This is a genomic window from Paracoccus aeridis (assembly GCF_004923205.2).
GTDB lineage: Bacteria > Pseudomonadota > Alphaproteobacteria > Rhodobacterales > Rhodobacteraceae > Paracoccus > Paracoccus aeridis.
In genome coordinates this window covers 18527-38820 of record NZ_SELD02000003.1, presented here as the reverse complement: position 1 = coordinate 38820, position 20294 = coordinate 18527, and the positions used below count along the sequence as shown (strand labels likewise).

The 20294-nt window shown below is 67.9% G+C and carries 20 protein-coding genes; 8 read left to right on the top strand and 12 right to left on the bottom strand.

Annotation, left to right across the window (positions count from 1 at the left end):
• Positions 1-38 precede the first annotated feature (38 nt).
• Together ELI80_RS01450 and ELI80_RS01445 are read right to left on the bottom strand one after the other, a co-directional pair.
• Positions 39-629, bottom strand: coding sequence for a peptidylprolyl isomerase (locus ELI80_RS01450; protein ID WP_136649215.1), 591 nt, complete (start codon positions 627-629; stop codon positions 39-41).
• Entirely contained in the window at positions 619-1128 is a 510-nt protein-coding gene (locus tag ELI80_RS01445) for a peptidylprolyl isomerase (RefSeq protein WP_136649214.1), read from the bottom strand. The genes ELI80_RS01450 and ELI80_RS01445 overlap by 11 nt, the downstream gene beginning before the upstream one ends.
• Positions 1129-1293: 165 nt before the next feature.
• Here ELI80_RS01445 and ELI80_RS01440 point away from each other — a divergent pair, with 165 nt between their 5' ends.
• Positions 1294-2499, top strand: a complete 1206-nt coding sequence (locus ELI80_RS01440) for a phosphoglycerate kinase (RefSeq protein ID WP_136649213.1) — start codon at positions 1294-1296, stop codon at positions 2497-2499.
• Positions 2500-2615: 116 nt separating this feature from the next.
• Here ELI80_RS01440 and ELI80_RS01435 read toward each other — a convergent pair whose 3' ends face one another.
• Positions 2616-2870, bottom strand: coding sequence for an endopeptidase (locus ELI80_RS01435; RefSeq protein WP_136649212.1), 255 nt, complete (start codon positions 2868-2870; stop codon positions 2616-2618).
• Between the two features lie 159 nt (positions 2871-3029).
• On the opposite strand from ELI80_RS01435, the gene carB reads away from it, so the two are divergent.
• Together carB and ELI80_RS01425 are read left to right on the top strand one after the other, a co-directional pair.
• Positions 3030-6368 (top strand): carbamoyl-phosphate synthase large subunit, encoded by a 3339-nt coding sequence (gene carB, locus ELI80_RS01430; RefSeq protein ID WP_136649211.1) that lies wholly within the window; start codon positions 3030-3032, stop codon positions 6366-6368.
• 116 nt (positions 6369-6484) lie between these two features.
• Positions 6485-6922 carry a hypothetical protein gene (locus ELI80_RS01425; RefSeq protein WP_136649210.1) on the top strand — a complete coding sequence of 146 codons (438 nt, stop codon included), beginning with the start codon at positions 6485-6487 and terminating at the stop codon, positions 6920-6922.
• 924 nt (positions 6923-7846) lie between these two features.
• On the opposite strand, the gene ELI80_RS01415 is transcribed toward ELI80_RS01425, so the two are convergent.
• Positions 7847-8293, bottom strand: coding sequence for a BrnA antitoxin family protein (locus ELI80_RS01415; RefSeq protein ID WP_136649208.1), 447 nt, complete (start codon positions 8291-8293; stop codon positions 7847-7849).
• A gap of 189 nt (positions 8294-8482) precedes the next feature.
• Here ELI80_RS01415 and aroC point away from each other — a divergent pair, with 189 nt between their 5' ends.
• Both aroC and ELI80_RS01405 read left to right on the top strand, forming a co-directional pair.
• Complete coding sequence (aroC, locus tag ELI80_RS01410; protein WP_136649207.1) at positions 8483-9580, top strand: chorismate synthase; 1098 nt, start codon at positions 8483-8485, stop codon at positions 9578-9580.
• Positions 9581-9755: 175 nt separating this feature from the next.
• Positions 9756-11126 carry a glutamate--cysteine ligase gene (locus tag ELI80_RS01405; RefSeq protein WP_136649206.1) on the top strand — a complete coding sequence of 457 codons (1371 nt, stop codon included), beginning with the start codon at positions 9756-9758 and terminating at the stop codon, positions 11124-11126.
• Positions 11127-11216: 90 nt separating this feature from the next.
• Here the strand turns inward: ELI80_RS01405 and ELI80_RS01400 are convergent, their stop codons facing one another.
• The 6 genes from ELI80_RS01400 to ELI80_RS01375 form a co-directional block, all read right to left on the bottom strand.
• Positions 11217-11639: a DUF2852 domain-containing protein gene (locus ELI80_RS01400; RefSeq protein WP_136649205.1), complete on the bottom strand. Its 423-nt coding sequence runs from the start codon at positions 11637-11639 to the stop codon at positions 11217-11219.
• Positions 11640-11736: 97 nt separating this feature from the next.
• A complete protein-coding gene (locus tag ELI80_RS01395) occupies positions 11737-12360 on the bottom strand; it encodes a TetR/AcrR family transcriptional regulator (protein WP_136649204.1) in 624 nt (207 codons plus the stop codon).
• A gap of 8 nt (positions 12361-12368) precedes the next feature.
• A complete protein-coding gene (locus tag ELI80_RS01390; RefSeq protein WP_236641272.1) occupies positions 12369-12635 on the bottom strand; it encodes an HPr family phosphocarrier protein in 267 nt (88 codons plus the stop codon).
• Positions 12636-12721: 86 nt separating this feature from the next.
• Entirely contained in the window at positions 12722-13147 is a 426-nt protein-coding gene (locus ELI80_RS01385) for a PTS sugar transporter subunit IIA (RefSeq protein WP_136649202.1), read from the bottom strand.
• A gap of 28 nt (positions 13148-13175) precedes the next feature.
• Positions 13176-14126 carry an RNase adapter RapZ gene (gene rapZ / locus ELI80_RS01380; protein ID WP_136649201.1) on the bottom strand — a complete coding sequence of 317 codons (951 nt, stop codon included), beginning with the start codon at positions 14124-14126 and terminating at the stop codon, positions 13176-13178.
• A 22-nt stretch (positions 14127-14148) separates the two neighbouring features.
• Positions 14149-14574 carry an HPr kinase/phosphorylase gene (locus ELI80_RS01375; protein ID WP_236641271.1) on the bottom strand — a complete coding sequence of 142 codons (426 nt, stop codon included), beginning with the start codon at positions 14572-14574 and terminating at the stop codon, positions 14149-14151.
• 173 nt (positions 14575-14747) lie between these two features.
• Between ELI80_RS01375 and ELI80_RS01370 the strand changes: the two genes are divergently transcribed.
• Positions 14748-16343, top strand: coding sequence for a phosphoenolpyruvate carboxykinase (locus ELI80_RS01370; protein WP_136649199.1), 1596 nt, complete (start codon positions 14748-14750; stop codon positions 16341-16343).
• 139 nt (positions 16344-16482) lie between these two features.
• Here ELI80_RS01370 and ELI80_RS01365 read toward each other — a convergent pair whose 3' ends face one another.
• Positions 16483-17397 (bottom strand): DMT family transporter, encoded by a 915-nt coding sequence (locus ELI80_RS01365; protein WP_236641270.1) that lies wholly within the window; start codon positions 17395-17397, stop codon positions 16483-16485.
• Positions 17394-17987: a peroxidase-related enzyme gene (locus tag ELI80_RS01360; protein WP_136649198.1), complete on the bottom strand. Its 594-nt coding sequence runs from the start codon at positions 17985-17987 to the stop codon at positions 17394-17396. Before ELI80_RS01360 ends, ELI80_RS01365 begins: the two co-directional genes overlap by 4 nt.
• Positions 17988-18460: 473 nt before the next feature.
• Between ELI80_RS01360 and ffh the strand changes: the two genes are divergently transcribed.
• Together ffh and ELI80_RS01350 are read left to right on the top strand one after the other, a co-directional pair.
• Complete coding sequence (gene ffh, locus ELI80_RS01355; protein ID WP_136649197.1) at positions 18461-19957, top strand: signal recognition particle protein; 1497 nt, start codon at positions 18461-18463, stop codon at positions 19955-19957.
• A complete protein-coding gene (locus ELI80_RS01350; RefSeq protein WP_136649196.1) occupies positions 19957-20289 on the top strand; it encodes a chorismate mutase in 333 nt (110 codons plus the stop codon). The genes ffh and ELI80_RS01350 overlap by 1 nt, the downstream gene beginning before the upstream one ends.
• The last annotated feature ends 5 nt before the right edge of the window (positions 20290-20294 follow it).

Below are 20294 nucleotides of genomic sequence, written 5' to 3'. Positions count from 1 at the left end.
CCGCCCTTCCTTCCGGTTCGGTCATCGGCCGGGGCGGATCACTCCGCCACGGTGACCTTGCTCATGTAGTCGGGCCGGTCCACGGCGCCGTTGGCCGCCGCGTCGCCCTTCTTGACCGAGTTCAGAACGTCCCAGCCTTCGACCAGCTGGCCCAGGACGGTGTACTGCCCGTCGAGGAACGGCGCCGGCGCCAGGCCGATGAAGAACTGGCTGTTGGCGCTGTCCGGGCTGGACGAGCGGGCCATGCCGACGGTGCCGGGGCCGAAGGTGATGTCGCTGAACTCGGCCGCGAGGTCGGGCATGTCGGACCCGCCGGTGCCGGCCATGGCGGTGTCGCCGCCCTGCTTGCCGAACTGCACATCGCCGGTCTGCGCCATGAAGCCGTCGATCACGCGGTGGAACACCACCCCGTCATAGGCCCCGGCCTTCGCCAGCGCGACGACGCGTTCCACATGCGCGGGCGCCTTGTCGGCATAAAGGTCGAGGACGATCTGCCCCTTGGGCTCGCCGCCCGCGTCCGCGACCTCGATCACGAGGTTCGGGCCGGGGCCGTCGGCGGGCATGTCCTGCGCCGCCGCGCCGGTTGCGACGGCGGCGAGCGCCGCTGCGATCAGGAACTTACCGGACATCGGCGGCCACCTTCACGGAGATCATGCGGTCGGGGTTCGCCGGCGGCTCGCCGCGGGCGATCTTGTCGACATGCTCCATCCCCGACAGGACGCGGCCGTAGACCGTGTACTGGCCGTTCAGGAACGAGTTGTCCTTGAAGTTGATGAAGAACTGGCTGTTGGCGCTGTTCGGGTTCTGGCTGCGCGCGGCCCCGATCGTGCCGCGCTCGTGCGGCAGCTTCGAGAACTCGGCCGGCAGGTCCGGCAGGTCCGACCCGCCCGTCCCGGCGCGGCCGGGGTTGTAGCGGGCTTCCATGTTCGCGTGCTCCACGTCGCCGGTCTGGGCCATGAAGCCCTCGATCACGCGGTGGAAGGCCACGTTGTCGTACTTGCCCGCTCGCGCCAGCTCCTTCATGCGCGCCGTGTGCTTCGGCGCCACGTCGGGCAGAAGCTCGATCACCACCGGGCCGTCCTTCAGCTCGATGATGATGGTGTTCTCGGGATCCTTGATGTCGGCCATCCGGGCCTCCTTTGCGTGATGTTGCACCGGCTTATGCGCCCGTGCGGCCAAGGGCAACGCGGTGAAAGGCTGGCCGTCGCCCGCCATCGCGGGCAGTTGACGCGAATGTCATCTGCGGCCAGTAAGGCGCAGCACACACGGAACGCCGCAGAAAAGGGGACCTTCATGGCCCGGTTCAACACGATCGACGACCTCGACATGGACGGCAAGGTCGTCCTCACGCGGGTGGATCTGAACGTCCCCGTCGAGAACGGGCAGGTCACGGACGCGACCCGGATCGCGAAGATCGTGCCGACCCTGAAGGACATCCAGGGCCGCGGCGGGATCCCGGTCCTGCTGGCGCATTTCGACCGCCCCAAGGGCAAGCGGGTCGACGCGATGAGCCTCAGGCAGATCGTCCCCGCGCTGGAAGCGGCGCTTGGCCAGCAGGTCGGGTTCGCGGACGAGGCGATCGGCGGCGCCGCCAAGCGCGCCGTCGCGGAGCTTCAGAAGGGCGACGTCCTGCTGCTGGAGAACACCCGCTTCTACCCCGGCGAGGAAGCCAACGACCCGACCTTCGTGGCGTCGCTCGCCGCGCTGGGAGAGGTTTACGTGAACGACGCCTTCTCGGCCGCGCATCGCGCGCACGGGTCGACCGAGGGGCTGGCGCGGCTGATGCCCAGCGCCGCCGGCCGGTTGATGGAGGCGGAGCTGAACGCGCTCGACGCCGCGCTCGGCAACCCGCAGCGGCCGGTCGTCGCGGTCGTGGGCGGCGCGAAGGTCTCGACCAAGCTCGAACTGCTGTCGAACCTGATCGAGAAGGTCGAGCACCTGGTGATCGGCGGCGGCATGGCCAACACCTTCCTCGTCGCGCAGGGGATCGAGGTCGGGAAAAGCCTGGCCGAACGCGACATGGCCGACACCGCGCGATCGATCCTCGACAAGGCCCAGGCCGCCGGCTGCACCATCCACCTGCCGGTGGACGTGGTCGTCGCGCGCGAGTTCAAGGCGAACGCCGACAGTTCCGTCGTGCCTGCCAACGCCTGCCCGGCGGACGCGATGATCCTGGACGCGGGCCCCGAGACCGTGGCCCGGATCGGCGAGGTGTTCGCGCAGTGCCGGACGCTTCTGTGGAACGGCCCGCTGGGCGCGTTCGAGATCCAGCCCTTCGACGCGGCCACCAACGCGGCGGCGGCGGCGGCGGCGAAGCTGACGTGCGATGGCCGGCTGGTGTCGGTCGCGGGCGGCGGCGACACCGTGGCCGCGCTGAACAAGGCGGGCGCCGCGGACGACTTCACCTTCATCTCGACCGCGGGGGGCGCCTTCCTGGAATGGATGGAAGGCAAGGACCTGCCCGGGGTCGCCGCGCTGGCGGATGTCCGCAGCGGCTGACCGCCGGAGGCCGGGGGAATGAAGGAAGGGCGGCCACCGGCCGCCCTTTTCGTTTTCGCCGTGCGCCCGTCGCGGTCAGCCCCGCCGGTCAGGTGCCGGCGCCCAGGCGGCCGCGATCAGTTGGTCGCGGGCGTGGTCGTCGTCGTCGTGGTGCCGGTGCCGCCCGGAACCGGCTCGGCGCCCGGCGTTGTCGCGGGCGCCAGCGCATCGGTGCCCGGCGCGGCGATGCCGCCCGGCCCCGCATCGTTGCGCCCCATCGGGGCGAAGATCACGGCCGCGAGCGCAGCCAGCGCCAGCGCAACGACGATCGCGATGATCGCGGGCCGGTGCCAGCGAGCGGACTTCTGGATGTTGCCTTCGTTGTTCGACATCTGGACCCTCGTTCATGGGGCTTTCGCACAACGCGGGCGGACCCCCGGCGTTCCCCCCTGTCGGGCGTTCCTCGACCGGTCCCGCCGCCCTTGCGCCCGGACGGTCGGTAGCTATAACCCCGGACGATTTGTCCGCCGCGAGCCCGAGGAAACGAGCCCATGCCGAAAAGAACCGACATTTCCTCGATCCTCATCATCGGCGCCGGTCCCATCGTGATCGGCCAGGCCTGCGAGTTCGACTATTCCGGCGCCCAGGCCTGCAAGGCGCTGCGCGAGGAAGGCTACCGCGTCATCCTCGTGAACTCGAACCCTGCGACGATCATGACCGACCCCGGCATGGCGGACGCCACCTACATCGAGCCGATCACCCCCGAGGTGGTGGAAAAGATCATCGCCGCCGAACGTCCCGACGCGCTGCTGCCGACCATGGGCGGGCAGACGGCGCTGAACACCGCGCTGGCGCTGGCCGACATGGGCGTGCTGGAGAAATACGGCGTCGAGTTGATCGGCGCGCAGCGTTCCGCCATCGAGATGGCGGAGGACCGGGCGCTCTTCCGCGAGGCGATGGACCGGATCGGGCTGGAAAACCCGCGCGCCACGATCGTGTCCGCCCCGAAGCTGCCGAGCGGCAAGCACGACATCGCCGCCGGCGTCGCGCAGGCGATGGAGGCGCTGGACAGCGTCGGCCTGCCCGCGATCATCCGCCCCGCCTTCACCCTTGGCGGAACGGGGGGCGGCGTCGCCTACAACCGCGACGACTACGAGGCGATCGTGCGGTCCGGCCTCGACGCCTCGCCCGTGGCGCAGGTGCTCATCGACGAAAGCCTGCTCGGCTGGAAGGAATACGAGATGGAGGTGGTGCGCGACCGCGCCGACAACGCCATCATCGTCTGCTCGATCGAGAACGTGGACCCGATGGGCGTCCACACCGGCGATTCCATGACCGTCGCGCCCGCGCTCACGCTCACCGACCGCGAATACCAGCGGATGCGGTCGGCATCCATCGCCGTCCTGCGCGAGATCGGGGTGGAGACCGGCGGCTCCAACGTGCAGTGGGCCGTCAACCCCGCCGATGGCCGCATGGTCGTGATCGAGATGAACCCGCGCGTCAGCCGCTCCTCGGCGCTCGCGTCCAAGGCCACCGGCTTCCCGATCGCCAAGGTCGCGGCCAAGCTCGCGGTCGGCTACACGCTGGACGAGCTCGACAACGACATCACCCGCGTAACGCCCGCAAGCTTCGAGCCGTCCATCGACTACGTCGTGACCAAGATCCCGCGCTTCGCGTTCGAGAAGTTCCCGGGCTCGAAGCCCGAGCTGACCACGGCGATGAAATCCGTGGGCGAGGTCATGGCGATCGGCCGCACCTTCCATGAATCGCTCCAGAAGGCGCTCGCCTCGATGGAGAACGGCCTGACCGGCCTTGACGAGATCCCGATCGAGGGCGCGGCCGAGGAGGGCCGCCCGGCCTTCATCAAGGCGCTGTCCCGCGCCACGCCGGACCGCATCCGCGTCATCGCGGAATCCATGCGCGCGGGCCTGTCGGACGACGACATCAACGCGGTGACGAAGTTCGACCCCTGGTTCCTCGCCCGCATCCGCGAGATCGTCGACGCCGAGCACGAGATCCGCCACCACGGCCTGCCGTCCGACGCCGAGGGGCTGCGCCGCATCAAGATGATGGGCTTCAGCGACGCCCGCCTTGCCCACCTGATCGACCGGCCGGAAACCGAGGTTCGCCGCATCCGCCACGGCGCGGGCATCCTGCCCGTGTTCAAGCGCATCGACACCTGCGCCGCCGAGTTCGAGGCGCAGACGCCCTACATGTATTCGACCTACGAATCCCCCGCGATGGGCGACGTCGAGGACGAGGCATGGCCGTCGGACCGCAGGAAGGTCGTGATCCTCGGCGGCGGTCCGAATCGGATCGGCCAGGGGATCGAGTTCGACTATTGCTGCTGCCACGCCTGCTTCGCGCTCACCAACGCCGGGTTCGAGACCATCATGGTCAACTGCAACCCCGAGACGGTCAGCACCGACTACGACACCTCGGACCGCCTGTATTTCGAGCCGCTGACGCTGGAGCACGTCCTTGAAATCCTGCGCGTCGAGCAGGAGAACGGGACGCTTCACGGCGTCATCGTGCAGTTCGGCGGGCAGACGCCCCTGAAGCTCGCGCAGGCGCTGAAGGACGAGGGGATCCCGATCCTCGGCACCACGCCCGACGCCATCGATCTGGCCGAGGACCGCGAGCGGTTCCAGAAGCTCCTCCACGAGCTCGGGTTGAAGCAACCCGTGAACGGCATCGCCCGCAGCGCCGACGAGGCGCGCGAGATCGCCGGACGGGTCGGGTTCCCGCTGGTGATCCGCCCCTCCTACGTGCTGGGCGGCCGCGCGATGGAGATCGTGCGCGACATGGACCACCTCAACCGCTACATCACCACCGCGGTGCAGGTGTCGGGCCGGAACCCGGTGCTGCTCGACAGCTACCTGTCCGGCGCGATCGAGCTTGACGTCGACGCCCTGTCGGACGGTCGCACCGTCCATGTCGCGGGCATCATGGAGCATATCGAGGAGGCGGGCGTCCATTCGGGCGACAGCGCCTGCTCGCTGCCCCCGCATACCCTGGACGACGAGACAATCGCCGAGCTGAAGCGGCAGACCGTCGCGATGGCGCTGGCCCTGAACGTCGTCGGCCTCATGAACGTGCAGTTCGCGATCAAGGACGGCGCGATCTACGTGCTGGAGGTGAACCCGCGCGCATCCCGCACCGTGCCGTTCGTGGCGAAGGCGACCGACAGCGCCATCGCTTCCATCGCGGCGCGGCTGATGGCGGGTGAGCCGATGGAGGCCTTTCCCCACCGCGCCCCCTACGCCCAGGGCGTCGGCCCCGACACGCCCCTGCCCTATGCCGACCCGCTGACGCTGGCCGACCCGATCACGCCCTGGTTCTCGGTCAAGGAGGTCGTGCTGCCCTTCGCCCGCTTCCCCGGCGTCGACACGCTGCTGGGCCCCGAGATGCGCTCGACCGGCGAGGTCATGGGCTGGGACCGCAACTTCCCCCGCGCCTTCCTCAAGGCCCAGATGGGCGCGGGGACGCACCTGCCGGACGCTGGCCGGGTCTTCGTCTCGGTCAAGGACGCCGACAAGACGCCCGAGATGGCCGCGGCTATGCGCGACCTGGTGTCGATGGGCTTCGCCCTGACCGCCACCCGCGGCACCGCCGGGTTCCTGCGCGAGGCGGGGGTGGAGGCCGAGCCGGTCAACAAGGTCTACGAAGGCCGCCCGAACATCGTGGACCGCCTGAAGAACGGCGACATCGCGATGGTCCTGAACACGACGGAAGGCGCGCAGGCGATCGCGGATTCGCGTGATATCCGGTCTGTCGCGCTGTACGACAAGATCCCCTACTTCACGACGGCGGCCGGGGCGATTGCAGCCGTGGCCGCGATTGCGTCACGAGCCGAGGGGGATGTGGGGGTCAGGACGTTGCAGGGGTGAGAGGCGGTCACAAGATATAGAATAGTCTTCGCTCCCTGCTCTATATATAGACTAAGTCTTTTTTGACTTACCTCCCAAGAAGAGTTAGACTGAATCGAGTTTTTAGGGAGCGCGTCATGTCGGAGAGCTTAATTTCTACGCTGACGCGGCGCGCTCAGGAGCTGCATAGAGAGATCACTCTATTACAAGCTCGCCTTAAAGAGATTGAGTCACTAAGAGACCTGCTCCTTCAAGAAACTCCTAAAAAATCAGGCGCGCCAGAAACGTCTGCTGAAGGCGAGGCTGCAAGCACACCTGCCCAACGACCGAGCAGAAAGCTCACGATCAAGGACATGGCCCTTGACGTGATGAAGCGGAGAGGTCGTGAAAGCGCATCCGCACGTGAGATTTTGTCTTGGATAAACAATGACTTCGACAGAAACTTAGAGCGAACCAGCTTGTCGCCGCAGTTGTCTAGACTCAAGGACAGCGGCGAGTTGACTTACAATCCTCACTCAAAGATGTGGCTGCTCCCCTCCGACAGGCAGTCAGAGTCCTCACCCAGGAAGTCTTAAGATTCTTCCCTGCGAAGTCTTGACTTAGAGTTTTTTCTGATGCACATACGATATGACAACGCCCCGCAGAGCGGGGCGTTGTTGGGGCTAGCATGGTTGCCGGGGTGGCGTGAGAAACTTTCCCGGAGGGTTCGATCCCCTCTAGCTCCACCAGTGACTGACCCCGGCAGCGTGAGCCTTGTTCTCCAAGGGACAGAGGCGAAGCCGGGGTGTACTTTGCCTATTTATGCTCTTGCAGGCAGGAGGTCAAGATAAATCTGCGTCCCATGCCTTCTAACGCACTTGTGACGAGTATCTCTTCAGACAGGCTCGCTAAGTATCATGCTCACTCAACTGAGCACTTAGGCGACGCATTGGCATTGTATGAGTGGAATATGCGTTGCTCCTCAGCCTTCTATGAGGTTCTCCACATATTAGAGGTATGCATGCGTAACCGCTTGGATGCTGCTTTGAGCGAAGCTTACGATGAGCGCTGGCTAGCCTCTCCATCTACAGCGCCGTTGAATGATTACTCGCTGAGTGCGATTGTAGACGCTCAGCGCTCTCTGGCTCCAAACGCCCCTAGAGGCAACTTGATAGCTGAGCTCAAGTTCGCCTTCTGGGTTGGTCTACTAAACCAGTCGTACGACAAGAACCTTTGGCGTCGCGCTGCATTCCGCGCCTTTGGCGCTCAAGGTGGACGAGCGCGGAGAATTGTACACCAGCGTATCAACGCAATACGTCGTTTGCGTAACAGAATCGCCCACCATGAACCCGTCTTTGATCGAGATCTCGCCGCCTTCCACCAAGAGGTGTTGGAGGTCATCGATTGGATGTGCCCAGAGACAGCAAATTGGGCTCGCTCGGTCAGCCAGGTAGAGGCGGTGTTAGCAGCTCGGCCCCGCTTTGAAGGAAAAATATAGCAAGTATGGTGGGGTACCCCCCCTACCTCCCCCTCAACGACGCCATCGTGTCCGCGCGGCCTGAGCGCTTCTCCTCGCCCAGCGGCACCCCCCGCTCGTCGCTCATCAGCCGGGCGGCGTCGGGGCCGAGGTCCTCGTAGGCCGCCTGCGCCTCGCCCCAGCCCGGCTTGCGGCCGTCCAGCCCCTCCCCCTCGCGCCTCGACAGATAGTCCATCGTCTCGCCCCCGCGCAGCAGGCCCGCCAGCCGCGCGTGCATGAAGGCGCGCAGCACCGCGTTCATGCGGGGGCCATAGCCCTCGCCCATGCCGCGGAAGAAGCGGACCACGTCCTCCTCCAGCGCGATGGTCACCCGGATGCGTTTCGCCGCGCCGCGTTCCTGCGCGATCTCGTGCCAGGCCTCGGGGATGCGCCCCTCGGTTAGGACCTTCTGATGCAGGTCCCATTTCAGCCGCCGCATCGCGTCAGCCATGTCGTGATAGTTGATCGCCTCGCGGTGTCGGCTTTCGTAAGCCCGCCCGTGCGCGCCCCTGCGTGATGCGGTGTCACTCGTGCGCGCGTCTACGGCCGGTGAAGGCGGCGTTCGCACCGCCCGTGCATCGCCCCACCCTTCCCCCGCCCCCACCCCTCGCGTAAACGGAACCCAACGGAGTTCCCGCACATGACCAACACCTTCGGCCGCATCTTCACCTTCACCACCTGGGGCGAGAGCCACGGCCCCGCTTTGGGCGCAACCGTTGACGGCTGCCCGCCGAACGTCCCGCTGGACGAGGGCTCCATCCAGCCCTTCCTCGACCGGCGCCGGCCGGGGCAGTCCAAGATGACCACGCAGCGGCAGGAGGCGGACGCCGTCCGCATCCTCTCGGGCGTGTTCGAGGGGCGGACGACCGGGACGCCGATCCAGCTGATGATCGAGAACACCGACCAGCGGTCGCGCGACTATGGCGAGATCGCGCAGGCGTTCCGGCCGGGGCATGCCGACATCACCTATCACCTGAAATACGGCCACCGCGACTATCGCGGCGGTGGCCGGTCCAGCGCGCGCGAGACGGCGGCGCGGGTCGCTGCCGGGGGCGTCGCGCAGGCGGTGCTGCGCGAACTGACCCCGAAGCTGCGGATCACGGGCTACATGGTGCAGATCGGTACGCTTTCGATCGACCGCGACCGGATCGACCTCGATGAGATCGGGCGCAACGACTTCTTCTGCCCCGACCCGGGCGCGGTGGCGGAGTGGACGGACTACCTCAACGCCATCCGCAAGAACCAGGACAGCGTCGGCGCCGTGGTCGAGGTGCTGGTACAGGGCTGCCCCCCGGGTCTGGGGGCTCCGGTCTACGGCAAGCTCGACACCGATCTTGCGGCCGCGATGATGTCGATCAACGCCGTCAAGGGCGTCGAGATCGGCGAGGGGATGGCGGCCGCGGCGCTGCGCGGCACCGAGAACGCCGACGAGATCCGCATGGGGCCGCGGGGCCCCGAGTTCCTGTCGAACCACGCCGGCGGGATCCTCGGCGGGATTTCCACCGGGCAGGACATCGTGGTGCGCTTCGCGGTGAAACCCACCAGCTCGATCCTGACGCCGCGGCGCACGATCGAGGCGACGGGGCGCGAGATCGACCTGATCACCAAGGGCCGGCACGACCCCTGCGTCGGCATCCGCGCGGTCCCGGTGGCCGAGGCGATGGCGGCCTGCGTGATCCTCGACCACCTGCTGCTGGACCGGGCGCAGACCGGCGGCGTGCGGGGTACGATCGGGTGATCCGCGGCGCGACGCCGGGGGCGTCGCGGCGATAAGCCTGCCCGACGTCGGGCGCCGGCCTGCCCTGTTTCGGCTGACGCTCGGCCGCCACGAGGCAGCGGCGTGACGCCCGGCTCACCTTGACTATGCGCGTGCCGCAAGCCACCTGTCGGCAGCAACGACCGCGAGAGGCGTCATGTCCATTCCCCAGCAGGGCGGCGGCCCGATCGAGCGGCGCGAGCAGCTTGCCGAATATATCTCATCGGGCGAGAAGCCGGCCGAAAACTGGCGCATCGGCACCGAGCACGAAAAGTTCGGCTTCACGTGGGACGACCTGAAGCCCCTGCCCTACGACGGCAAGCGGTCGATCAAGGCGATGCTCGAGGGCTTGCGCGACCGCTTCGGCTGGAAGCAGGTCGTCGAGGGCGACCACCTGATCGGGCTCGAGCGGGACGGCGCCAACATCAGCCTGGAACCCGGCGGGCAGTTCGAACTGTCGGGCGCGCCGCTCGAGACCGTCCACCAGACCTGCGACGAGGTGAACGCGCACCTGGCCGAGGTCCGGCAGGTCGCGGACGAGATCGGCGCGGGCTTCATCGGCCTTGGCGCCGCGCCCGAGTGGTCGCAGGCCGAGATGCCGATGATGCCCAAGGGACGCTACGCGCTGATGACCCCCTACATGGAAACGGTCGGCACGCTCGGCACGCAGATGATGTACCGGACCTGCACCGTGCAGGTGAACCTCGACTACGCGTCCGAGGCGGACATGGTCCGGAAACTGCGCGTGGGCCTTGCGCTGCAGCCGGTGGCGACGGCGCTGTTCGCGAACTCCCCCTTCCTCGACGGCAAGCCCAACGGGATGAAGTCGTGGCGCGCGCATATCTGGCAGAACCTCGACGAGGCGCGGACAGGCATGCTGCCGTTCGTGTTCGAGGACGGGTTCGGCTATGACGCCTGGGTCGACTATGTGCTCGACGTGCCGATGTACTTCGTCTACCGCGACGGGCGCTACATCAACGCGCTGGGGCAATCGTTCCGCGACTTCCTGAACGGCCGCCTGCCCGCGCTGCCGGGCGAGGTGCCGACGCTGTCGGACTGGGCGGACCACATGACGACCGTGTTCCCGGAAGCGCGGGTCAAGAAGTACATCGAGATGCGCGGCGCCGATGGCGGCCCGTGGCGGCGGCTCTGCGCCCTGCCCGCGCTGTGGGTCGGGCTGCTCTACGACCAGGGCGCGCTGGACGCGGCGTGGGACCTGGTCAAGGGCTGGGACCACGAGACGCGCGAGGGGCTGCGCCGCGCGGCCGCGCGCGAGGGGCTGGCGGGGCACGCGAACGGCGTGCGGCTGGACGAGCTGTCGCGGCAGGTGCTCGACATCGCCGAGGCGGGGTTGAAGGCGCGCGCGCGCCCCGGCGCGGGAGGGCTGATCGCGGACGAGACGCATTTCCTCAACGCGCTGCGCGAGTCGGTGGACAGCGGCACGACGCCCGCCGACGAGCTGCTGGGCAAGTATCACGGCGAATGGCAGGGCGACCTGTCGAACATCTACCGCGAGTACAGCTACTGACATCACCGACGACTAAGGGCCGGGAACAACCCGGCCCATCGTCTGCCTGAACGCATCTTCAGATCGCGCAGTCGTTCATGCCCCGTCGCGTCAGGCGGCGTCGGGCTTCTTGCGTTCGTCCATGAACTGGTCGAACTCCGCCTTGTCGCGCGCCTCGCGCAGCTTCTGCAGGAAGTCCAGGAAGGCGCGGTTCTCGTCCTCGAGGCGTTTCAGCGACTCGTCGCGATAGGCGTCGAACGCCGCATTGCCCGTCGATTCCGCATGGAACCGGTTCGATCCACCGCTCACGCGGCGGGTGCGATGCTGACAGCTTCCAAACATGCGATTGCTCCAGATCATGTAGCCGAGGATGGCAAGGCCGAGGGGCCAAAAGAGAACGAAGCCCAGGATCATGGCGACGATCCAGCCGGGCCTGCCGCGCTGGTCCAGCCAGTCGCGCGCCTGCATCAGGGTGCCCCTGACCGAGAACCCGGACGATACGCCGGGCCGGTAGGGAGAGACGGGAGTGTTCATGGTCGGCTCCTGTTGGATGTGAATGTTAATCACATTAACAATGTGGGAGCGGCGGGCCCCGCGTCAATGGCGGGCGGCGAAATCGGCACGAAAATCTTCAGCGGGCCGGATCGGCGGGGATGACGCCCAAGCCGCGCAGGTAGATCAGGACGCCGCTTTCCAGCATGTCACCGGCGCCAATGGGCGCCCGCCCGCCCGGCCGTCCGCGGCCGAACAGCTCGACCACGCCGTGCGACATGGCCCAGACGTGGTTCGCGATCATCCGCACGGGCGGCCGATCCTCGGGCGGCATCCGCTCGAACAGGGCGGCCGAGGCGGTCTGCATCGCGTCCTGCGCGCGGTCGGCGGCGGCGGTCAGGTCGGCGTTCCCGGTGATCGACAGGCCGGATTCGAACATCGCCATGTAGAAGCCGGGCTTTTCCGACGCGAAGCGCAGGTAGGCCTGCCCCAGCCGCAGGAACGCCGACAGCGCCGTGGGCTTGCCGCTATCGAACGCCGCTTCCAGCCGCTGGGCGAAGTCGTGGAACCCCTGCCGCGCCACCTCGGTCAGCAGCTCGTCGCGGCCGGCGAAGTGGCGATAGGGGGCGGCGGCGCTGACCCCGGCCAGGCGGGCGGCCTCGGCCAGGGTGAAGCCCATCGGGCCCTTTTCCTCGATCAGGCCGACGGTCGCATCAACCAGCGCCTGACGCAGGTTGCCGTGGTGATAGCTCTCACGGCCCAAGCTGCCGCCTACATGCCTTCGCTGAAGAAGTCGGCGACCAGCGCCGCGAGCGCCGTCATCAGCGCGGCCGCCTGCGGCCCGACGGTGGTGACGGTGATCGAGCTTCCGCGCGGCGCGGTCAGCATCAGAAGGCCCATGATGGAATTGCCGGCGACCCGCTCGCCGTCCTTTTCGACGACGGCGGTCGCATCGAAGCGCTCGACCGTTTCGACGAACTTGGCCGACGCGCGCGCATGCAGGCCCTTTTCGTTGACGATGGTCAGCTCGCGGGTGATCGGGCCGGTATCCGGGGCCGCCGCGGTCCCGGTCTCGCCGGCGGCCTGTCCGGCCGACCGGAGGGCGCCCTTCAGGGGATCGGTCGTCATGTGCCGGCGCGGCGCAGCTCGACGGGGCTGTTGTCCACCGACAGGTCGTAGCAGTTGATGTACTTGCGGCCCGCGTCGCGGGCCAGCGTGACCGCATCGGCCACCGGCAGGTGGCGCGACTTGGCGAGCTTCAGCAGCATCGGCATGTTCGCGCCGTACAGGATCATGCGCTGCTTGTGGCTGCAGGCCGACAGCGACAGGTTCGAGGGCGAGCTGCCGAACAGGTCGGTGACGAGCACGACGCCGTCGCCGACATCGACCGCGTTGGCGGCCTCGCAGATCTCGTCCTGCTTGTCGCGGCGATCATGGTTGTCTTCCATGGTGATCGCGCGAATGCCGCTCTGCGGCCCGACGACATGCTCGACGGCGGCAAGATATTCCCGCGCCAGTCCCCCATGCGCGACGATGACGATTCCGATCAAAGGTACCTACCACTTGAGACCGCGCTGGTCATGCCGCCCCCTTGCCGCGTTCGGCGGCTGCCGACAGCGCGTGGGCCGCATCGCGGCGTTCCAGTTCCCGATGGCGTTTTGACACCGGCCAGCCGGCCTGCGCAAGCGCGTCGGCGATGTTTTCAGCGATTGTGACGGAACGGTGTTGCCCGCCGGTGCACCCGAATCCGATTGCCAGATGGGATTTCCCTTCCTCCACCTGCGCCGGCAGGGCGAACAGAATCAGGTCCCGCACCCGCTCGAAGAACTCCGCGTAGCGGGGATCGGACATGACGAAGCTGCGGACCTGCGGGTCGCGCCCGTCAAAGGGACGCAGCGTGTCGACCCAGTGCGGGTTTGCCAGGAAGCGGCAGTCGAACATCATGTCGATGCCGCGCGGCGTGCCGCGCTTGTAGCTGAAGGACTGCACCGACAGCGTAAGCCCCGCCCCTTCGCGCGCGTCGAAGAAGCGGCCGATCTCGGCGCGCAGGTCATGCGGCGACAGGTCCGTCGTGTCGATCAGCACATCCGCGCGCGAGCGGATGGTCGTGAGCAGCCCCTGCTCGATCCGGATCGCGTCGCCCGGCGTCCCCTCGCCCGACAGCGGGTGGCGGCGGCGCGTCTCGTTGTAGCGGGCCTCCAGCCGCTCGGTCCCGCAGTCGAGAAACAGCACCTCGCACGCATAGGCCGGATCGCGGGTCAGCCGGTCGATGAGGTCGATGACGGTGGCGGCCGAGAAGTCGCGATTGCGCGTGTCGAGCCCCAGCGCCACCGGCGTGGGCCGGGTCAGCCCGTCCAGGAGCCTCGGCACCAGCGACAGGGGCAGGTTGTCGATCACCTCGAACCCCAGATCCTCGAGCGCGCGGATCGCGGTCGAGCGCCCGGCGCCCGACGGGCCGGTGACCAGCACCACCCGCTGCTGGCGCGCAGTCCGATCCCGGGGATTCAGCGTGGTCGCGTCGGCGCGCATCAGCCAGCCCTCTTGGCCCGTCCTATTCAGCCCGCCCTGCCAGAAGATTCTGCCGCAGTGCAGCAGAAAGATGTGGCGTGAAGGGCCCCAGCACAAGGGGCAACTCGATCCCCAGCACGGCGCGCGTGCGCCACGGCGGCAGGCGCTGATCCTCGGCCAACCCGAGGTCCACGACCATGTCGATGCGCGCGGGTCCGGCGGGCTCCGCGCGCAGGATGCCGACGCCCCGCGCCTCGACCAGGCCGCGAAGGCTCGCGGGCGCTTCGGCCATCACCGCCGCGCCGTCCCGCCACAGCCGCACCCTGTCATCGGCAACAAGACGGGCGCCGTGCCTCATCAGGTCCAGGCACAGGGCCGACTTGCCCGACCCCGACGGGCCGACCGCCAGCAGTCCGCGCCCACCCAGCACCACGGCGGATCCGTGGACGGATGCGTTCCCGTCGCTCAATGCTCGTCCCCCGCATTCATTGCCGCAGCCCGAAAGCGCGCGTATTGCCAGATGTCGACGGGGTAACGCTAACATGGAATGGTTGCGCTAACCGCCCTGCAACGGCGCTTCCATCATTGAAAACGCGTGCTATAGGCACATCCGCGCCGTCCGCGCACCGAAGGAGCACCAGCATGTCCGACCCCCGCGTCAACCCCAACTTCCGCCTCGAGGATCAGGGTCTAAGGGAAGCGGGCGAAGTCCACTACAATCTGCTGGAGCCGGCGCTGATCGAGGCGGCGGTGCGCCGCGGCGAAGGCAAGCTGGGCCTGGGCGGGGCGTTCCTCGTCCACACCGGGGCCAAGACCGGCCGCTCGCCCAAGGACAAGTTCGTCGTCAGGACGCCCGGCGTCGAGGACACGATCTGGTGGGACAACAACCCGCCGATGGAGCCCGAGGCGTTCCAGCGCCTGTACGACGACATGCTGGAACACATGAAGGGGCGCGAATACTTCGTGCAGGACCTGTATGCCGGCGCGGACCCCGAACAGAGGCTGGACGTGCGCGTGGTCAGCGAACTGGCGTGGCACAACCTGTTCATCCGCCACCTGCTGCGCCGCCCCGACGCATCCGAGCTGGCGACGTTCGAGCCGGACTGGACCGTCATCAACTGCCCGTCCTTCAAGGCCGATCCCGCCCGCCACGGCACCCGCACCGACACCGTCATCGCGCTGAACTTCGACAAGAAGCTGATCCTGATCGCCAACAGCGGCTATTCGGGCGAGAACAAGAAGAGCGTGTTCACGCTGCTGAACTACATCCTGCCGGAACGCGGCGTGATGCCGATGCACTGCTCGGCCAACCACGCGATCGGCGACGAAAGCGACGTCGCGGTGTTCTTCGGGCTTTCCGGCACCGGCAAGACGACGCTGTCGCAGGACCCCTCGCGCACGCTGATCGGCGATGACGAGCACGGGTGGTCGGACAAGGGCGTCTTCAACTTCGAGGGCGGCTGCTACGCCAAGACGATCAACCTGTCCGCGGAAGCCGAGCCGGAGATCTTCGCGACGACCTCGCGCTTCGGCACGGTGATCGAGAACATGGTCCACCACCCCGACACGCTGGAACTGGACTTCAACGACAGCTCGATCACCGAGAACATGCGCTGCGCCTATCCGCTGGACGCGATCTCGAACGCATCGGAATCGGGCCTCGCGGGCGCGCCCAGGAACGTCATCATGCTGACCTCGGACGCCTACGGGGTGATGCCCCCGATCTCGCGCCTGACGCCCCAGCAGGCGATGTACCACTTCCTGTCGGGTTTCACGTCCAAGACCCCGGGAACCGAAGACGGCGTGCTTGAACCGCAGCCGACCTTCTCGACCTGCTTCGGCGCGCCGTTCATGCCGCGCCGGCCGGAAGTCTACGGCAAGCTGCTGGAAGACCGGATCGAGAAATCGGGCGCGACCTGCTGGCTGGTGAACACCGGCTGGACCGGCGGGCCGTTCGGCACCGGCAAGCGGATGCCGATCAAGGCGACCCGCGCGCTGCTGTCGGCCGCGCTGGACGGGTCGCTGAACGACGTCGAGTTCCGCCGCGACCCCAATTTCGGCTTCGAGGTTCCGGTTTCGGTGCCGGGCGTCGAGGACAAGCTGCTGGACCCCCGCCAGACCTGGGCCGACCCTTCGGCCTACGACGCGCAGGCCGAGAAGTTGAAAGGCATGTTCCGGGAAAACTTCAAGAAGTACGAGGACAAGGTCGACCAGGACGTCCGCGACGCCGCGATCTGATCCCCTTTCCCTTCAGCATCAGGGCCGCCCCTCCGGGCGGCCTTTTTCGTTGCCGGCCGGCTTCAGGCCATCGCCCGCCGCCTCGGCAGCGCAGCCGCCCCACCGAAGCCGTTTTTTGGCCAGCGGCCCCGCTTCGGCGTCAGGCCATTGCCCGCCGCCAAGCCAGCAGGCGGCCGTCGATCAGCGCAAGCCCTCCGCCGATCAGCGCCATGCCCAGAAGCTGCGCCGCGCCCAGCCGTTCGTCGAGGAACGCCCAGCCCAGCAAGATCGCCGACACCGGCACGAGGAACGTCACCAGCGAGATGTTGGTCGCGCCCGCCGTCGCGAGGATGTGGAAGTAGATGACATAGGCCAGCGCCGACGACAGCAGCGCCAGCGCCGCGATCGCGGCCCAGCTCGTGGCCGGGTAGCCCACCGGAAGGCCGTTCAGCGCCAGCGCCGGGACCGCCAGCACCAGCGTCGAGGCGGTCAGCATCCCCGCCGCCGTCACCACCGGGTCCACCTGCATGTCGCGGAACCGCCGCCCCCACCAGGCGGAGAACGCGTAGGACACCGACGCCCCCAGCACCGCGAGTTGCGGCAGAAGCGCGTGATCGCCCCCGATCACGTCGATGCCCATCATCACCGCGACGCCGCCGAGACCCAGAACGACCCCGGTCAGCTTCCGCACGCTCGCCCGCTCGTCGCTCAGAAGCGCGGTCGCGACGAGGACGGTCCACAGCGGCGTGCTCGCGTTCAGGATCGAGGCGAGGCCCGACGGGATCTGCGTCTGCCCCCAGACGATCAGGCTGAACGGGATGACGTTGTTGAGCAGCCCCATCACCAGGAATGCGCGCCACGCCTGGGCACGGCGCGGCACCCGGCGCCCGGTCGCCAGCACGAACACCCACAGCGCAGCCGCGGCCACGGCGACGCGCAGGAGCACGATCGTCAGCACCGGCATGTCCCTGACCGCCGTGCCGATGAAGAAGAACGACCCGCCCCACAGCACCGACAGGAACAGCATCAGCGCCCATTCGCTGCCGCTCATCCGGGCGCGGATGGCGTCGGTCACTTACGCGGGTCCCGCCCCAGCGTGTAGAACTCCTCGTTGGGCGGGATGTCGGCCATGTTGACCAGCCGGTTCGACATGCCGAAGAAGGCCGCGATCGCGCCGATGTCCCAGATCTCGTCCTGGGTAAAGCCCGCCTCGGCCAGTTCCTCGCGGTCGTCCTCGGTGATCTCCTCGGCGTCGAGCGCGACCAGCTCGGCATATTCCAGCATTGCCTTGTGACGCGCGCCCAGCGGCGCCTTGCGCCAGTTGATCGCCACCTGGTCGGCGATCAGCGGGTCCCTGGCGCGGATTCTCAGGATCGCGCCGTGCGCGACGACGCAGTACTGGCAGCGATTGAGCCCCGAGGTCGCGACCACGATCATCTCGCGCTCGGCCTTGGACAGCCCCTCGTCCTTGTCCATCAGCGCGTCGTGATAGGCGAAGAAGGCGCGGAACTCGGCCGGGCGATGCGCAAGCGCGAGGAAGATGTTCGGGACGAACCCCGACTTTTCCTGCACCGTGGCGATCATGTCCTGCATGTCCTGCGGCAGGGTGGCGATGTCGGGCACGGCGAAGCGGCTGATCGCGGCGCGGGTCGGCAGGCTGTCCATGGGTCTCCCCTCCCCTTGTTCGGGCGAAGGCTACTCTGGCCCTCGGCAGGCGCAAGGGCGCTTCGCAGCGGGATGCGGGCCGTTGATCGAAGGCGTTGGAATGGCTGCACCCATGCGCAACAGCGAAGGGGACTGGCGCGGCCCTTGTGGATCGGGGCCGCGCGCTGCGCCTGCCCGTCGTCGCCTCGCTCGTCACCGACTTAGATAAGCCACTCAAGTCTTTCCGCGCCCTCGCCGCCCTGCTTGCCGCGCCGTGCGGCGGCGCATGCCGTCCGGGCCGAACCCGCGGCCGGAAGCCTCCACCAGCTCCGCCGCGCCTTGACTTCCCCTGCCCCCCTGCGCTAGTCACCGCCAGATTCCCGGAAGGCCACCCTTCCGGTCCCCGACTGCCGGGGATCGCCCCCCGTCAGCGCGTTGCGCCCACGGGGGCCGACAGCGTATTTGCAGCGGCCCTGAACAGGAGGACCCGCGAGATGTTCGAGAGCCTTTCAGACCGCCTCGGCGGTGTATTCGACAGGCTGACCAAGCAGGGCGCGCTGACGCCCGACGACGTCACCGCCGCCATGCGCGAGGTGCGCCAGGCGCTGCTGGACGCCGACGTCTCGCTGCCCGTGGTCCGCAACTTCGTGCGCGCCGTCACCGCCAAGGCGACCGGCGCCGCCGTCACCAAGTCGATCACGCCGGGCCAGCAGGTGGTCAAGATCGTCCATGACGAGCTGATCGCGATGCTGCAGGGCGAAGGCCCGGCCGACGCGCTTCGGGTCGACAACCCGCCCGCGCCGATCCTGATGGTCGGCCTGCAGGGCTCGGGCAAGACCACCACCACCGCGAAGATCGCCAAGCGCCTGAAGGACCGCGAGAAGAAGCGCGTGCTGCTGGCCTCGCTCGACACCAACCGCCCGGCCGCGATGGAACAGCTGGCCATCCTCGGCCAGCAGGTCGGGGTGGACACCCTGCCGATCGTGCCGGGCGAGAATGCGGTGCAGATCGCGCGGCGCGCCAAGCAGCAGGCGACGCTGGGCGGCTATGACGTCTACATGCTCGACACCGCCGGCCGCCTGCACATCGACGAAGTGCTGATGGACGAGGTGCAGGCCGTCCGCGACGTGGCCAACCCGCGCGAGACGCTGCTGGTCGTCGACGGCCTGACCGGCCAGGACGCCGTCAACGTCGCGACCGAGTTCGACGGCAAGGTCGGCGTGTCCGGCGTGGTCCTGACGCGGATGGACGGCGACGGGCGCGGCGGTGCGGCGCTGTCGATGCGGGCCGTCACCGGCAAGCCGATCCGCTTCGTCGGCGTCGGCGAGAAGATGGACGCGCTGGAAGGCTTCGACGCGAGCCGCGTCGCGGGCCGCATCCTCGGCATGGGCGACATCGTGGCGCTGGTCGAGAAGGCGCAGGAGACGCTGGAGATCGAGCAGGCCGAGCGCATGATGAAGCGCTTCGCCAAGGGCCTGTTCAACATGAACGACCTCAAGGGCCAGCTCGAGCAGATGCTCAAGATGGGCGGGATGCAGTCGATCATGGGCATGATGCCGGGCATGGGGAAGATGGCCAAGCAGGCGGAAACCGCGGGCCTCGACGACAGCGCCATCCGCCGGCAGATCGCGCTCATCAACTCGATGACCAAGAAGGAACGGGCCAACCCCGAGCTTCTGCAGGCGAGCCGCAAGAAGCGGATCGCGGCGGGTGCGGGGATGGACGTGGCCGAGCTGAACCGGCTGCTGAAGATGCAGCGGCAGATGGCCGACACGATGAAGAAGGTCTCGAAGATGGGCAAGGGCGCCATGCTGAAGCAGGCGATGCGGTCGATGACCGGGAAGGGCGGCGGCCTGCCCGACCTCGCCGACGTCGACCCCGCGAAGATGGCCGAGGCCACGAAGATGCTGCAGGACCCGCGCGGCATCGGCGGCCAGCTGGGCGGGCTGAACCTGCCGGGCGGGCTGTCGGGCCTGTTCGGGAAGAAGTGATGCCCCACGACGCCGCCACCGATGCCGCGCCCGGCCGCGACGACCCGGTGACCCGGGCCGCGGCCCTTCTGCGCGACCACCGCGCCAGCATCGACCGGCTGGACGCGGTGCTGGTGTTCACCCTGGCAGAGCGGTTCAAGCACACGCAGTCCGTGGGCAGGCTGAAGGCGCAGCACGACCTTCCGCCGTCCGATCCGGCCCGCGAAAGCCAGCAGATCGAGCGGCTGGAACGCCTTGCCCGCGAGGCCGACCTCGACCCCGCGTTCGCGCGCAAGTTCCTCAACTTCGTGATCGCCGAGGTCATCCGCCACCACGAGAACTTTCAGTCCTGACCCCA